Source organism: Arcicella sp. GW822-FHT02H01 (assembly GCF_058802005.1).
The window spans coordinates 143,180-159,896 of the sequence record NZ_JBXANT010000001.1 but is presented as its reverse complement, the minus strand read 5'-3'; the positions used below and the strand labels follow the sequence as shown (position 1 = coordinate 159,896).

Annotated in this window: 12 protein-coding genes; 6 read left to right on the top strand and 6 right to left on the bottom strand. The window is 35.3% G+C overall.

The annotated features are described in order from the left end of the window. Position 1: 1 nt before the first annotated feature. Entirely contained in the window at positions 2-943 is a 942-nt protein-coding gene (locus AC1RNE_RS00630) for a septal ring lytic transglycosylase RlpA family protein (protein WP_492799131.1), read from the bottom strand. Beyond that, positions 933-1,682, bottom strand: a complete 750-nt coding sequence (locus tag AC1RNE_RS00625) for a DUF4905 domain-containing protein (RefSeq protein ID WP_492799130.1) — start codon at positions 1,680-1,682, stop codon at positions 933-935. The genes AC1RNE_RS00630 and AC1RNE_RS00625 overlap by 11 nt, the downstream gene beginning before the upstream one ends. A 91-nt stretch (positions 1,683-1,773) precedes the next feature. Here AC1RNE_RS00625 and kdsB point away from each other — a divergent pair, with 91 nt between their 5' ends. Continuing rightward, on the top strand, positions 1,774-2,550 hold the full coding sequence (gene kdsB / locus AC1RNE_RS00620; RefSeq protein WP_309919836.1) for a 3-deoxy-manno-octulosonate cytidylyltransferase: 777 nt from the start codon (positions 1,774-1,776) through the stop codon (positions 2,548-2,550). 50 nt (positions 2,551-2,600) lie between these two features. Here the strand turns inward: kdsB and porX are convergent, their stop codons facing one another. From porX to AC1RNE_RS00605, 3 genes are all read right to left on the bottom strand, one after another. Further along, a complete protein-coding gene (porX, locus tag AC1RNE_RS00615; protein ID WP_492799129.1) occupies positions 2,601-4,172 on the bottom strand; it encodes a T9SS response regulator signal transducer PorX in 1,572 nt (523 codons plus the stop codon). A gap of 105 nt (positions 4,173-4,277) precedes the next feature. Next, positions 4,278-5,264, bottom strand: a complete 987-nt coding sequence (locus tag AC1RNE_RS00610) for a DUF1028 domain-containing protein (protein ID WP_492799128.1) — start codon at positions 5,262-5,264, stop codon at positions 4,278-4,280. A gap of 76 nt (positions 5,265-5,340) precedes the next feature. Further along, positions 5,341-6,015 (bottom strand): cell division ATP-binding protein FtsE, encoded by a 675-nt coding sequence (locus AC1RNE_RS00605; protein ID WP_492799127.1) that lies wholly within the window; start codon positions 6,013-6,015, stop codon positions 5,341-5,343. A 363-nt stretch (positions 6,016-6,378) separates the two neighbouring features. Here AC1RNE_RS00605 and AC1RNE_RS00600 point away from each other — a divergent pair, with 363 nt between their 5' ends. After that, positions 6,379-8,796, top strand: coding sequence for a TonB-dependent receptor (locus AC1RNE_RS00600; protein WP_492799126.1), 2,418 nt, complete (start codon positions 6,379-6,381; stop codon positions 8,794-8,796). A 334-nt stretch (positions 8,797-9,130) separates the two neighbouring features. Here the strand turns inward: AC1RNE_RS00600 and fsa are convergent, their stop codons facing one another. After that, positions 9,131-9,787: a fructose-6-phosphate aldolase gene (fsa, locus tag AC1RNE_RS00595; RefSeq protein ID WP_492799125.1), complete on the bottom strand. Its 657-nt coding sequence runs from the start codon at positions 9,785-9,787 to the stop codon at positions 9,131-9,133. Positions 9,788-10,253: 466 nt separating this feature from the next. On the opposite strand from fsa, the gene AC1RNE_RS00590 reads away from it, so the two are divergent. The 4 genes from AC1RNE_RS00590 (at position 10,254) to AC1RNE_RS00575 (ending at position 16,586) form a co-directional block, all read left to right on the top strand. After that, positions 10,254-10,985 (top strand): tetratricopeptide repeat protein, encoded by a 732-nt coding sequence (locus AC1RNE_RS00590; RefSeq protein ID WP_492799124.1) that lies wholly within the window; start codon positions 10,254-10,256, stop codon positions 10,983-10,985. A 142-nt stretch (positions 10,986-11,127) separates the two neighbouring features. Then, positions 11,128-11,490: a transmembrane 220 family protein gene (locus AC1RNE_RS00585; RefSeq protein ID WP_492799123.1), complete on the top strand. Its 363-nt coding sequence runs from the start codon at positions 11,128-11,130 to the stop codon at positions 11,488-11,490. Between the two features lie 578 nt (positions 11,491-12,068). Further along, a complete protein-coding gene (locus tag AC1RNE_RS00580; protein WP_492799122.1) occupies positions 12,069-12,941 on the top strand; it encodes an ABC transporter ATP-binding protein in 873 nt (290 codons plus the stop codon). Positions 12,942-12,953: 12 nt separating this feature from the next. Continuing rightward, positions 12,954-16,586 carry an ABC transporter permease/M1 family aminopeptidase gene (locus tag AC1RNE_RS00575; RefSeq protein WP_492799121.1) on the top strand — a complete coding sequence of 1,211 codons (3,633 nt, stop codon included), beginning with the start codon at positions 12,954-12,956 and terminating at the stop codon, positions 16,584-16,586. The last annotated feature ends 131 nt before the right edge of the window (positions 16,587-16,717 follow it).

Sequence of the window (16,717 nt, the reverse complement as noted above, 5' to 3'; positions counted from 1 at the left end):
TTTAAGGGGTCATATAATTAAGCTCTGCTCTGATTCTTTTTTCAGTAGGATTCAATTTTTCAAAAGCTCTTGGTGAAAGTTTAATAATCACTTTATCGCTTCCTAAATCTGGCAATTTTCCTACTACTTTTACCCAGATACTTTGCCCATTAGCAACATTTTTTACATTAATTAAAGTTCCAACTCCCGCAGAACGATGTAATGCTAAATATTTCCCTGAGTTATCTTCTACATCAATTAACTCTGCCAATCCCGACTCGATAGTTCTTCTATATCCTGATGCAGTTCTTACTACTTCTGATGATGTTTTTACGTCATTAGGCAAAGGTTCTTCTGTCTTGGCCGTTATTTTAGCATGTTCAGGAGCATCAACGGGTTTGTAGATTTCTGTTCTAGGTACCTCAGTTCTAACTTGATTATCAGCGTATCTTTTACTTTTTTCGTATTCTTTTGCATCTACAATCAGCACTTGTCCAGCCGTTAATTGGTCGCTCGTTAAGTTATTCCATCTTCTGATGTCTGCAATTGAAATTTTGTATTTGTTCGCAATTCCATATAACCCTTGTCCATATTCTACAGTATGTGTGGCAGATTTTGGTGGATCTGGTGTCAATATTGCAGTACTATGATTAGCGGATGTCCTTGCAGGAACAGTATACGTAGTAGCTTTGTTATAAGGCACTTTTATCTGTTGCCCAATATTCATATTCTCTGATATTCCAGGGTTTGCCGCTTTGAATTCAGACATTGAACTTCCGTATTTCCTCAGAATAGAATACAGAGTTTGTCTGGGTTCTACTTTATGAATTACATAAGTTTTTCCATCTTCTTTACGTACTGTAACTGAATCTAGGCTAATTTCTTTTGCCAAAGCAGAAGTATATGTTGCTGACAAAAGAAAGATAGAGACAATCTTAGCAACGGACTTAGTGTTATATTTCATATCCGATGAGTTGATTTTGATTTTTAATATATAATAAAATGCTAGATTTCATTGAAAAGGTATCTATTCCTATTCCCTCACTTTCAGCAATAAAATCATGCAGTAGAATTTGTTTCTCTTTATTGGTTACTAATAAATAGTTTTGGAATTGGTTTCCTCTGTAAATATAGTAAGAAATTATAATTTTGTCATTGACTTCAAGATAATCTACCCCATTTTGGGCTTCAATATTTATTAATTGGTAGAGGAATCTAAAAATCGTTGGAAAATACGGACTTGAATCGAGATAATGCCTAACCAAATGCTCATTTTGGTCTGGAACAAAATCATAAAATGGCACTGTTTCTATCGCAATTTTATGATAAACTGGCATATTACTTTCATCTAACTGATAAAGCACTAAAATATTGCCATCACAACTAAAGAAAATCCAATCCTCTATTTTTTCTTTAATTTCACAACTATCAATGTTGATAACGATTACTCCCAAAGGTTCAGGTTTTTGTTGGTCTGAATATTTGTGTAAGATTAAATGATTTCCAAAAATGCCTACTAAACCCAACCACCACGATTTTTCAGGAGAAAAGTCTTTCCATAAAATTTTGCCCGTTTTTAAATCCAATGCAGAAAAGCTTACTTGTCGGCTAGTTTCATCCCTTATTTCCAACACCATTCTATCATTAAAAAAGGCTGTATTCCAAATTTTCCCACCGAAAGCTTCCTCTATTTTTTTTAGCATAAATTTTATTGTTATTTTACATTTCAATTTGAATCTTCGATTACAAGTTTAAACATATATTTTTGCAATTTCATCCTAATCCAATTTATCAGTGTTAAAAATATTAGGTATTATTCCTGCTCGCTATGCTTCCACACGTTTCCCTGGAAAGCCCTTGGTGGATATTAACGGAAAATCCATGATTCAACGTGTTTATGAACAAGCCTCAAAATCTAATCTGCTCTCAAAGGTAGTAGTTGCTACAGACGATCAAAGAATTGTTGAACACGTAAAAAGCTTTGGGGGCGAAGTAGTGATGACTTCCTCTAAACATCCAAGCGGAACTGATCGTTGTTTCGAAGCATTACAAATCGTTTCAAAAACCGACCGAAGAAAAGAGGGCAAAGAATTCCAAAGATATAATTATGTAATCAATATTCAAGGCGACGAGCCTTTTATCCAACCCAAGCAGATTGACATTTTAGTTAAATGCCTGACTAGTAAAACCGAGTTGGCAACATTAGTAAAGCGTATTGAAGACGAGGCTACTTTATTTAACCCTAATACGCCTAAAGTTATTTTCAATAATTTCAACGAAGCGATTTACTTTACCCGACAAACTATTCCCTATCTGAGGGGCATCGAAAAAGATAAATGGCTAAATGCTCACGATTATTTCAAGCATATCGGCATTTATGCGTATCGAGTAGATGTATTGAAGAAAATCACAAAATTGCCCGTTGCACTGTTAGAGAAAGTTGAGTCATTAGAACAATTAAGATGGCTGGCTAACGGCTTTAGAATTACGATTGCGATAACGCCTTATGATAGTTTTGGAATAGATATTCCTGAAGATTTGGAAGAAGCGCAGAGAAAAATATTTTCGTAACTAAAAAAGAGCTGTGGATGATTATTCCACAGCTCTTTTTAGTTAATAACTTACTTTGCCGTCAGATACACAAATGGAATAATACATTCTTCTAACGATATTCCTCCGTGTTGAAACGTATTCCTGTAATGACTTACATAATGATTGTAATTGTTTGGATACGCAAAGAAATAATCTTCTTTAGTAAATACATAAGTGGTAGATACATTTACTTTTGGCAAGAAAAAACGCTCTGGTTTTCTACAAACCAACAGATGGTTTTCATCGTCCCAGTTTAAGTTTCTACCTTGTTTATAACGTAGGTTTGTATTGACAGAACGGTCGCCAACAATCTTCACTGGATTTTGTACCCTAATCATCCCGTGGTCAGTTGTGATGATTAATCTTCCTTTTTTATCAGAGATTTTCTTTAATAAATCAAACAAAGGCGAGTGGGTAAACCAACTGGCTGTCAAACTTCTATATCCTGACTCATCTGGGGCAAGTTCTTTAATCATTGCCATGTCTGTTCTCGCATGCGACAACATATCCACAAAGTTGTAAACCACTACATTCAAATGATTTTGAAGTAGCTTTGAGAAATTTTCAACCAAACTTTTCCCTTGGTTGTTATGAATGATTTTGTGATAAGATGACTTTACTGCAAAAGGCATTCTACTCTTACGAATTTGTTCTTGAAAGAAAAATTCTTCGTGCTGATTGAACCCTTCTTCATCTTCGTTATCCCCAATATCTTGTACCCAATGTTTAGGATATTGTTTTTCTATTTCAGAAGGCATCAAACCCGAGAAAATAGCGTTTCTAGCATAAGCCGTAGTAGTAGGTAAAATAGAATAATAAGTCGATTCTTCTTCCACCGAGAAATAATCCTGAATTAATCCTTCTAATACTTTCCATTGGTCAAAACGCAAGTTATCTATCAATACAAAGAAAAGAGGAGAATCTTCTCGGAGCAATGGGAAAACCTTTTTTCTCATCAATTGATGTGAAAGAATAGGATTATTCCCTTTGGGTTCATTCAACCAATTTTCATAGTTATCGGTAATAAATCTTGAAAAATTAGCATTGGCTTCCGACTTCTGCATGTTCATTACCTCTGCCATCGACTTGTTTTCTGTTCTATCAATTTCCAATTCCCAGAAAAGCAACTTCTTATAAACATCCGCCCATTCAGCATAGTCCATTTTGTCTTGATAGCGCATCGCTAACTGACGGAACTCTTGCTGATAAGACAAATTGGTTTTCTCTTCTTCGAGGCGTTTTTTATCTAAAATTTTCTTTACAGAAAGCAGTATCTGATTAGGGTTCAATGGTTTAATCAGATAATCAGCAATTTTAGAACCAATTGCCTCTTCCATAATATCCTCCTCTTCCGACTTCGTAATCATCACAACTGGCAAATTAGGCTTCAATTGCTTTATTTTTGGAAGTACCTCTAGGCCTGTCATGCCAGGCATATTTTCGTCGAGAAATACTACATCAAATTTCTTTTTTTCTACCTCCTCTAAAGCATCCGCGCCAGAATTAACAGGTGTAACATCATACCCTTTTTGGGTCAAAAACATAATATATGGTTTAAGCAAATCGATTTCGTCGTCTGCCCATAGAATTGAATATTGCATAATAAAATTGATTATTTTCAAGTACTACAACCCGTACTGTACTTTTTAAAATGTAAAATACAGCGTTTTTATTGCTGTATTTTGTGTTAATTTTAGTTAAATAAACTATTTAGTTAATTCCTTCAAATCCAAGTCTGATACCTTTAATAAACCTACTTTGGGTAATCGTTTTGTCATTTCTCGCCAATTAGGTTCTTTGGCATATATTTTCTGAAGCATTTCAGATGCCTTTATGATACCCTTATTATTCGCCATTGTAATGGCTGTCCAATATTGCATTTCAATGTTATTAGGCAGAAGTTTCATGGCAGCGTTATACTCCTCCATGGCTTTTTTCATATTACTGGTTTCTGTCGCCAAATCTCCAGCATCCATGTGGTCGTATGCTCTGCGAACTTTCAAAAGTCTGGCAAGCTCTACTAACGGAGACTGGTGGTCATCTACTCTTAAATCCACCAGATGGTCTTCATCCCACGGTTTGTTAGTTGATGTACCTTTTACAACCAATAAAGCAGCAGATTGTTTTCCTCTGATGTCCCCTCCTACTGCCTGTCCCGCTTCTAATGCTTTCAGTACTCTTTCTGCCAAAGGCAATCTCCAATTATCTTGAAAAGCTTTTGACATGGCAGATGGTACTTTATTATTAAGCATCATATTACTCTGAACAGAATAATTAGTTCCTTTAATATGTCCAGCAAAATCTACACAATTTTTACCAGTATGCACCGCTACATTACCCTTTGCATCGACAATACCTACCTGACGAACCTCTTTTCCACCATCATTTGATAAAAGAATATCCAAAGCTTCCTGTGCCGTTTTCCCACTTTTCAACAATGCTAAACCTCTTATTCCAAATGATTTATTCACAAAACTTTGTGTAGCAATCACTCCAATGCCTGCCTGTCCCCACGAAACGGCAGTACCGACGCTAAACCAGTGGCTTTGTACGCCAACGGCCATTTCGCCCGTCTTACTATCGCGAGCAACAATAGAAAATGTATGAGCAAAAGGCTCATGTTTTTTGTTAAATTGAGCAAAAGTATTACTGAAGAAATACAGAAATGTGATACATAAAAATGTTGTTTTCATAGGTCGAGATATTATTAAGTGTGTTTAAAATTGGTACTTCAAGGTAAAACATTACTATTTACAATCAGGCATTTTACTATTGTTCCTTTACTTGTCCGTTTTCACATTTCAAGATTCTAGCAGGGAACTTGCGTATCATATCAAAGTCATGCGTTGCCATTAAAATGGCTGTACCAGCTTTGTTAATTTCGTGAAAAAGCTCTAGGATTTGTCCCGAAACTTCTGGGTCTAGATTTCCCGTTGGCTCATCTGCAAACAGTATTTGCGGTTCGTTCAATAAAGCTCTGGCTATTACTACTCGCTGTTGTTCCCCTCCTGAAAGTTGGTGTGGCATTTTATCACGAGACGTTGACATACCCACTTGCATTAATACTTCAGCAACTCTTGCTTTCATTTTTGCACTATCACTCCACCCTGTTGCTTCCAAAACCCACATTAAGTTCTCCTGAACATTTCTATCCATAAACAATTGGAAATCCTGAAATACAACCCCAATTTTTCGCCTAAGAAAAGGACGGTCGGCTAACTTTAATTTTTCAATAATAAACCCTGCCACTTTGGCTTTACCTTGTTGTAGCCAAAGATCAGCGTATAATGTTTTTAGTAAAGAACTTTTTCCACTTCCTGTTCTTCCTATCAAAAAAACAAACTCTCCTTTGTTGATACTAAAGTTAACGTCGCTTAAAACTACGCGTTCGTTTTGATATACAAATGCACTCTCAATGACAACTACGGGTTCTGATGTAAACATTTTTTGCTTGCTATGTTATTTTTTCAAATATACTGACAAAATGATAACACTTAACTATTTTTTGTGTGTTAGTCTCCTTATTTACGATAATCTCCCTCTCCCAAACATCTTCTGACATCGTAAAATCAACATTCATTAGCTATTTTTCAACTTGCTGTATAACGTTTTTAAATGCCCCCAAAAGTATCTTATTTATCAACAACAAACTTACCTAACCATTAATCACCTGATTTACAAGGTAGTTGCTTTATAAATTTTTAAAAATTAGCAATATTTTTATTATTTTATACTAGCTAATTAATTTTTATGTTCTATATTTGAATAATTTTTAGACTAATCTAAATTATTAATTAGAAATACAAAATGAAAAATTTCTCCAAACCGATACTTTATTTAATCATGGCTAGTTTTATTTTCAACAAAGCATATAGTCAGCACGCCATTTCAGGGAAAGTAACGATTACCGAAACCAATGAAGCCGTCATTGGTGCCAACATTTATATTCCAGAATTAAGAACAGGGACTAATTCTGACGTAAATGGCTTTTATCACATCAAAAACTTACCGAAGGGTGATTTTACGATTCAGGTAAGCTATGTTTCATTGAAAACCATTACACAAAAAATAAAAATTCAAGATACCATTCATCAAAACTTTGCCATGGAAAATGCTGCTACATCCTTAGAAGAAGTAGTAGTGACAGGCGCAGGCATAAAAACATTGGTCAAAGAAAGTCCAGTACCCATTGCTGCACTTTCTAGGGCTCAATGGTTACAAAGTACTTCAACCAATTTAGTAGATGCCATTGTAAAATTGCCTGGAGTTTCACAAATCATGACGGGGCCTACCCTATCAAAGCCCATTATTCGTGGGTTGGGTTTCAATAGAGTAATCACAGTGCATGATGGTGTCCGTCAGGAAGACAACCAATGGGGCGAAGAACACAGCTTACATATTGATGAGTTTTCGATAGAACGATATGAAATCATCCGTGGGGCGGGGTCACTGATGTATGGTTCTGATGGTTTAGGAGGGGTTATTTCCGTAATATCACCCACCCCAACAGAATCAGAAAAAATTAATGGAAGTGTTTTATACAACTATCAAACAAATAATGGCTTACACGGATTTTCCGTTAATCTGGGGGGAAATAAAAATGGGTTGGTCTGGACAGGAAGATTGAGCAATAAAAATGCAGGGAATTATCAGAACCCTTATGATGGATTGGTCTATGGTTCTAAATTCAGAGAGCTTGATTATTCTGGTATGATTGGATTGAATAAGAAATGGGGCTTTTCAAGGATATATTTTTCAAAGTTTGGGCAAGATATTAATATCATTGACGGCATGAGGGATAAGCAAGGATACTTTACCAAACAGGTATTAATTAACGGAAAAGCAAACGTTGAAAGAGTATCGGAGGAGGAATTAAAAAATCCTGCTATCAATCCATCTAATTCGCAGTCGTTAACTAACTACAAAGTATCTTGGAATAATTATCTAATGTTGGGTAGAAATACTTTCAGCTTGAATTTGGCTTATTCTCAGAATCACCGCCAAGAATACGGAAATGTACTAAAACCTTTTGAAGCTGATTTATATTTTTTCTTGCAGACACTTTATTATGATGCAAGGTTTAATTTGGCAGAGAAAAACAATCTTGAAATCACGATTGGTACCAATGGAATGGCTCAAACGATGAACAATCGTGGGAATGAAACATTGTATCCAGATTTCAATTTGCTAGATAATGGCATATTTGTGTTTGCAAAAAAGAAAATCAATCGATTATTCATGAGTGGTGGACTTAGGTTTGACCTCCGCCAGTTGGATATTCATAAACTGTATATTGATACAGAAGGAAGATTTCAAACCAAACCTTCTGCTAACACTACTGAACGTTTTGCAGGGTTTAACAAGACATTTCAAAACGCCACAGGAAGCTTTGGTGCTGTTTACAAAATCAATAATTTATTATCGGTAAAAACAAATGTTGCTCGTGGTTTCAGAGCACCCTCTGTACCTGAAATATCCTCAAATGGCGAACACGCAGGTACTTTTCGCTATGAAATCGGTAATATCAACCAACAATCAGAAGTATCCTTGCAAAATGATTTAGGACTTACTTTTGAAAATAGTTCGCTATACATTGATGTCAATCTGTTCAGTAATCGCATCAATCACTATACCTTTTCAGAGCGTGTTCAGAATATCACAGGAAAAGATTCTATTATCAATGGTGTGCCTGTCTTTCGTTATCAGCAAGGTAACGCACGTTTATTGGGTATGGAAGCTGTGGTTACTTATAACCCTGCCTCAGCACGATGGTTTAGTATTACACAAAGCTACTCTTCAGTGAATGGAGTAAACCTTTCAGCAAAAACTGATTCTGCTAAATACCTACCTTTTATGCCTCCGCCAAGATGGTTGAGTAACATTAAACTAACTAAAAACAATTGGGGAAAACATTTAAGAGGCGCTTACTTCTCTGTAGAATTAGAGCATAACCAACAACAAAACAATGCGTTGTTGGCTTATAATACTGAAACAAAAACACCTGCTTATTCTCTTATTAATATTGGCACGGGTGCTACTGTTACCAATCAAAAAAAGAAAGCCTTATTTGCTATCTATCTAAATATTAATAATCTATTGGATAATGCTTATCAAAGCCATCAAAGTAGATTGAAATATTTAGATGTTAACCAGACTACTGGTAATCGTGGGGTTTATAATATGGGTAGAAATATGAGTGTAAAAGTGTTAGTACCGATAAATTAGCTTTTTTGAGCATTGAGATGTGAGCTTTGAGCAATGAGCTTTTTTTGCTTTCAGATTTCGGACATCGGCTATCGGATAGCTTGTTTTCTAGCTTTGAGATGTAAGCTTTGAGCAATGAGCTTTCGGATATCGGATATCGGCTGTCAGCCTTTATTAATTTTCATTTTAAAAACTGGTTGCTGATGACCGAAAGGAAAGCCCACTCCACTTCCGAAAGCCTAAACAAAAAAAGCTCTTCAAACACTAAAGTCTGAAGAGCTTTTTTATTGTTATTTATAATTCCGATAGCCGAAGGCTGACATCCGAAAGCTAAAAAACTCATTGCTCAAAGCTACTAAGCATTAGTCTTAGCATGGTCAGCTAAGAATTTTGCTAAACCGCTATCAGTTAATGGGTGGTTTAATAATGCTAACATCGCAGAAAGCGGTCCAGTCATTACATCAGCACCGATTTCAGCACATCTGATAATATGGATTGGGTTGCGCACAGATGCAGCTAAGATTTCAGTATCAAAACCATAGTTATCATAAATTGTACGAATTTGCTCGATTAATTGGATACCGTCAAATGAAATATCATCTAAACGACCAATAAATGGAGAAACATAAGAAGCACCTGCTTTAGCTGCCAATAAAGCTTGACCAGCAGAGAAAATCAACGTACAGTTTGTTTTAATTCCTTTTTCTGAGAAATACTTAAGTGCTCTTACTCCGTCTTTAGTAATCGGAATTTTCACGACTATTTTCTCGTCTAATTCTGCTAATTCTTCTCCCTCACGAACCATTCCTTCAAAATCAGTTGCGATTACTTCCGCAGAAACATCACCTTCAACAATATCACAAATTGCTTTATAATGTTTAAGAACGTTGTTTTTACCGCTGATTCCTTCTTTTGCCATTAAAGATGGATTAGTAGTTACTCCGTCTAATACACCTAAATCCTGAGCATCTTGGATTTCTTTGAGATTGGCTGTGTCAATAAAAAATTTCATGTTGATATGTTTTTTGAGAATTATGTTAATTTAACGCTATATGAAAATCGAAAGGAAATTTCAGATGGAATTACACTGTCTTTAATCTGTCATTAATACTTGATACAAAATTAGGAAAAGCATTTGAGAATGCAGAGAATTATTTAATAAAAATTATAACAGTATAGAACAGTTGTTTTTGCTTTACTATGTTACAAAGATATTTAATATGAAGATTGTTGAAGAGCACTGGATGGACATAAAACAAAAAAAGGCAAATTCACCGCTACAACCTGCCTACCCTTGCTTCGGTCAAGACCTGGGGGATTCGGAGGGAGCTGGTAATTTGCCGTCACAAAGATGGCAGGTTTTGTTGTTTTTTCAAAACCTTCACCGCAACTTTGAGGAAAGTTTTCTGATAAAATCTAGTCAACTTTGACTGATTAATAGGATGACCTTTTGATTTACAGTTAATTAACTTAACATTATGACACTAAAAAATATTTTAAAAAAAATTACATTTTCTCTCTTTTTAGCCTCTTTTTGCTTTTTTTTAGTGAATTGTACGGGTTCAGCCGATGCTTTTTTAGAAAAAGCGAAAGAACAATTGAAACAAGGTAAGCCTAGAGAAGCCATTGAATATCTGAATCAGGCTATCGACAAAGACCCTGCCAATGCCAAAGCTTTTAATATGCGTGGTGCTGCTAATTTTGAATTGAAAGATTTTACTACCGCCTTGCTAGATTACGAACAAGCCATTAAACTAGACCCTAACAATTACCAACCATACTTTAACAGGGCTTCAGTAAAAATGGAAAAATCGGATTGGGATGGAGCTTATGAAGATTGTACTAAAGCCATTGCAATACAGCCAGACACCGCAGAGCTATACGTTAAAAGAGGTATTATTTTAGCAGCCTTACATAAAACAGAAGAAGCCATTGTAGATTTCGACAAAGCTATTCAGATAGACCCTAAAGAAACCAATGCTTTGTATAACCGTGGGAATATCTACTTCCAATTGGGTGAATTGGATAAATCTTTAGAAGATTTTACAAATGCGGTCAAAGCTGATAATAAATTCGCTAAAGCCTATTATGGTTTGGGCGTAGTTCAACAAAAACGAGGGAACTCTGATGATAGTTGTTTGAGTTTTAAAATGGCGAGCCGTTTGGGCTATACAGATGCTAAACAGGCTATTGAGACTTTTTGTAAGTAAGTTTTTAGCTGTAAGCTATAAGCTTTGAGCAGTAAGCTTAAAATATTTGAGGGTAACGTATATTAGGAATGACAATTCATGACTCTTAACTCACCTCTCGAAACTCAAAAACTCACAACTTTTAACTCATCACTCAAAAAAAATGAAATACCTCGGCATAGTTTTTACCATGATTTTCTTATTGTTTGCAGGGTGGCAATATAATGACCCTGACCCTGTACTTTGGATTCCGATTTACTTAGTGGCTGCTTATTGTTCATTAAAAGCCTATCAAGGTAAAAGCAATCCTGAATTGCTGGTAGTGGTAGCTATCATGTCTTTTGTAGCGGGATTGAATAGTTGGTTTCAAATGACTTCATGGGAAGGCTTTTTCTCAGAAGGTGGTGGCTTATCAATGAAAACCATTAATCAAGAATTAGCCAGAGAAGCTTGTGGACTTTGGATTTGTACTTTTTCTTTTCTGTTGTATTTAGGGATGTACTTTTTTCAACCTAAAGCGAAATAGCGTTTTTCAGTCATACAAGCTCATCAAGCAAATATAAGTCCTACCTAATTTTAAAATTATAAACATGAATGATATCGAATTTTCTAATAAAATAGTGAATTTTAGAAGATTTCAAAAACTTTTGGAGTTATACTCGTCCTTACTTTTTGCCTTGATGCAAAAAGTAACAAAAAAATCAAGAATTCCTAAACTCGCTCCGCTCAAACAGTAGGAATTCAGGGAACATCAATCACAAAAAAGCGATCTAAATTAGTTTTTAGACCGCTTTTTTTATGATTTAAAAATTCGTAATGACTCATGTTTTATGATTGAGGAAAATCGAATTCCTACTGTTTGAGCGAAGCGAGTTTAGGAATTCTTGATTTTCTTTTGTTACTTTTCTTTCATCAAGGAAAGAAAAGTAAGGACTAGACGGTAATAAATCTAAAAGCTCTAAAACTTATTATTCCAAAGCAAAAAAACGAGATGATTCATATTTGCTTTTTTTGCCATTTATCTAATCATCAATGTTTTCATCACATTCTGAAAAATAAATGGAGGTAAAATGTTAATTTGTATAAAATTAAACTCCAAACTTTATGCAACTAACGATTACAAACCTAAATAAGACGTATTCCAATGGTGTTCAAGCGCTCCAAAACGTAAATTTAACAATCAATCAAGGCATGTTTGGTTTATTAGGCCCAAATGGGGCGGGTAAATCCTCTTTGATGCGAACCATAGCAACCCTCCAAGAAGCAGATACAGGCACGATAACATTAGGCGATATAGACGTATTAAAACAAAAAGAGGAAGTACGTAAAACCTTGGGATATTTACCACAAGAATTTGGCGTATATCCTAAAGTAGATGCCATTACGCTATTAAACCATCTAGCCGTTTTAAAAGGCATTACTAATGCCAAAGAACGCAAAGAATTGGTAGAATCATTACTTCAAAAAACTAATCTTTGGGATGCTCGCAAAAAGAATTTGGGTGGTTACTCAGGCGGTATGAAGCAACGCTTTGGCATTGCTCAGGCCTTGTTAGCGAATCCTAAATTGATTATTGTGGATGAACCCACCGCAGGACTAGACCCCGCCGAACGTAACCGTTTTTTAAATCTTCTATCAGAATTAGGCGAAAATACGATTGTGATACTTTCAACCCATATTGTTGACGATGTGAAAGAGTTGTGTCAGGATATGGCTGTGTTTAACAAAGGGCAGGTACTTTATAAAGGAAATCCATTTGATGCTATCAAAGAAATAGAAGGAAAAATATGGCGTAAGCGTATTCAAAAGACTGAATTAGAGGAATATAAGAGAAACTATACATTGATTTCTGATAAACTGATTGGAGGGTCACCTGTGATACACATTTTAGCTGATAGCAATCCAGATGGCACTTTTGATGCTGTTGAAGGAGATTTGGAAGATGTTTATTTCACGAAAATTTTTGCTAATGCCTAAACCGATAATACTATGTTTTTAGAGATTTTACGTTTTGAATTTAGCTATCGAAAGAATAGAGCGGCTACTTATTTGTATTTTTTTATATTATTTATGTTGTGTTTCGCAGCTGCTACGTCAAAGTATGTGACAATTGGCAGTTCTGCTGGCGGACAATTACAAGCCAATTCGCCATACTCTCTATCATTCATGACAATTATCATGACTTTCGCCGTAACTTTTATTAGTTCGGCAGTGATGGGTGTAGCCGTTTTGCGTGATTTTGAACACAAAACTGAATCATTGATGTTTACCACTACCATGTCTAAATTTGATTATTTGATGGGTAGATTTTGGGGTTCATTCTTTGTGATGGTGCTGATATATTCATCCATTTGGATGGCCTTTATGTTAGGTTTTTCAATTGGTAAATTCTTACCTTGGGACCCATCTTGGAAAGAAAAAGTAATGCATCCGTTTGATATTTGGCACTATTTTCAGCCATTTATCTTTTATGGTATCACCAATCTTTTCATTCAGGCTACCATCTATTTTGCCGCAGGAACATTGAGCAGAAAGCCTTTGGTAATTTATACACAAGGTATTATTCTATTTGTATTGTATGAAATAACGGGTACGATTACCCAAGATTTGGAGAATAAAGACCTCGCCTCATTAATTGACCCATTTGCGGTAAGGACTTTCCAGATTTATACACAATATTGGACGCCTGCTCAGAAAAACAACCTACTGATTCCTCTTGAAGGCATGATGCTCTGGAATCGTGTACTGTGGTGTAGTATAGGTGTGCTTATCTTGATTATTACTTATTATGCTTTTAGTTTCAATGTGGTTACGTCTTCATGGCTCAAGAAAAAGAAAGTAGTTAAAGAAACACCCTTGGCTATCAAACCAGAAAACGTATTGATTCCAGCGGTACATCAATTCACTAATTTTTCTGCTAATCTTATCCAGCTATGGGAGCAATCTATTTTCTATGCTAAAATGGTTGTAAAAGAAATCCCATTCATTGCTATCGTATTTGTTGGGTTTACAGATTTAACAATCAACTCATTTTATTTCGGTGAAATGTATGGAACTAGCTCCTACCCTATTACAGCCAATGTACTGGGCTTTTTAGGCGAGTTCGATTTGTTCTTTTTAATCATCGTTGTTTTTTACTCAGGTGAATTAATTTGGAGAGAAAGAACAGTGAATATTAATTTAATTATTGATGCGTTACCCGTACCAGATTGGGTGGGGCTATTTTCTAAATTCTTAGGCCTAATCGTCATCTATATAGGTTTACTATTCTGTTTAGTTTTCTTCGGAGTATGTGTTCAAGTAGCACATGGTTACTTCAATTTTGAATTATCGCTCTATTTCAAAACGTTATTTACCGACGAGCTAATTTTTCTCACAGCGTTTACCTTACTATCTTTCTTTATCCAAACCATTGCCAATAACAAATTAGTTGGCTTTGCCTTGATGTTTGTTTTCTTTATCATCAACTTATTCATGAGTGGCGCTGGTATCGAACACCCTCTGTTTTCATTCAATAGTGGTAGTTTAGGTAGCTATTCAGATATGAATAAATATGGGCACTTTGTATCATCTTTCTCGTGGATGAAACTCTACTGGCTGGCTTTTGTGGGCATTCTTTTTATCCTATCAGTTTTGTTAAGTGTAAGAGGAACAGAGGTTTTGATGCAAACACGTTTGAAAATTGGTAAGCTTCGTTTAAGTAAACCTGTACTTACTTTTGGTATCACGGTACTGATAACCTTCGTTGCGACGGGGGCGTATATATATTATAATACCAACAAATTGAATAAGTATTTTACCAAGGAAGATCAAGATAAAATACAGGCAGATTATGAAAAAACGTTGAAAAAGCCATTTGACAATGCTCCTCAACCTCGCATTGTAGATGTTAATTTAAACGTTGAGATTTATCCCGAAAACCGTGATTTTACTGCCGAAGGTTATTTTTGGTTAAAAAACAAAACAACTAAAACGCTCAATGATATTTATATCCAAAATGATATTCAACATAACATGAAAATTGAATATTTAAAATTTGAAGGAGGAGCAAAAACTAAAAAGACCTACGATGATTTTGGATTTACTATTTATCAGTTGAATAAACCGTTGGCTTCTGGCGATTCTATCAAGATGAGCTTTAAAACTATCTATGAAACGAAAGGTTTTGTTGCCAAAGGTTCAAATACTGATATCGTGTATAACGGTACTTTTTTCAATAATGGATATTTGCCTTCTTTAGGCTACAGTGATGGCTTTGAAATAGGTGATGACGATACCCGTAAAAAATACAAATTGCCTGAAAAAGAGCGGATGATGGAACAGAATAATCCAATCGGACTATCACAAAGTTTGTTTGGTGATGATTCAGACTATATTCGTTTTGAAATGGTAATAGGCACCAGTAAAGACCAAACGGCTATTGCCCCTGGTTACTTACAAAAAACTTGGGAGAAACAAGACCGCAAGTATTTCCATTATAAAATGGATGTGCCGATGGTTAATTTCTATTCGATAGTTTCTGCTGACTATCAAATTAAACATGATAAATGGAAGAATGTAGACTTGGAGATTTACTATAACAAAGGGCATGAATATAACCTTGACAAAATGATGGCTTCAATGAAAGCCTCATTCGATTATTTTGATAAAAACTTTGCTCCTTATCAATATCGTCAAATGAGAATCATGGAGTTCCCACGCTATGCTACTTTTGCCCAGTCGTTTGCCAATACCGTTCCCTTTTCAGAAGGAATTGGTTTTATCCAGAAAATCAATGACCCTGAAAAAGACTTGGATATGCCTTTTTATGTAACTGCACACGAATTGGGACACCAATGGTGGGGACATCAGGTAGCGGAGGCAAAGGTAAAGGGAAATGCGATGCTTTCAGAAACACAAGCACAATACTCGGCTTTAATGGTTATGAAACATGCTGTTAAACCTGAATTAATGCAAAAATTCTTGAAATATGAATTGGATAAATACCTTAGTGGACGTGCAAGAGAAAGTAAAAAAGAGCAAACTTTGGCATTGGTAGAAAGTCAGGGGTATATTCATTATAATAAGGGCTCAGTAGTGATGTTTGCATTACAAGATTATATCGGTGAAGATAAAGTAAACAAAGCATTGCATGATTTCTTGGCAGATTGGAAATATCCAAGTTCGGATGGCAAATACAAGCGCTATCCTACTAGTCAGGATTTGTTAAAGTATTTTAAAGCCGAAACACCAGACTCTTTAAAATACATCATTCATGATATGTTTGAAACCATTACCTTATATGAAAACAAAACCGATAAAGTGACCTACAAAGTATTGCCAAACAAAACGTATGAAGTAAGTATCAAAGCCATTTCAGAGAAATTTAGAGCAGATAGTTCGGGTAACGAGAAACCTATTGCCCTAAACGATTGGATTGACGTAGGTGTGTATGGTGAAGACAAAGATGGTAAAGACAAATTGCTTTCTATCCAAAAATATAAAGTATCTAAGAAAGACAATACTTTCAAAATCATCGTAAAAGAAAAACCTAAAAAAGCGGGGATTGACCCTATTAATAAGCTGATAGATAGGCATTCGGATGACAATGTAAAGTCGGCTGTTTTAGAGGAAAATTTGTAGTAGAGATGTAAGACATAAGAATAAAGATTAATGCTCTTCCACTTGTTCTGAAAGGCAAGTGGAAGCTTTGCTAAAAAGGATTTTAATTCAAAAAATAATTATTTGAACGTTCTAAGAACGTTTTTATCTGT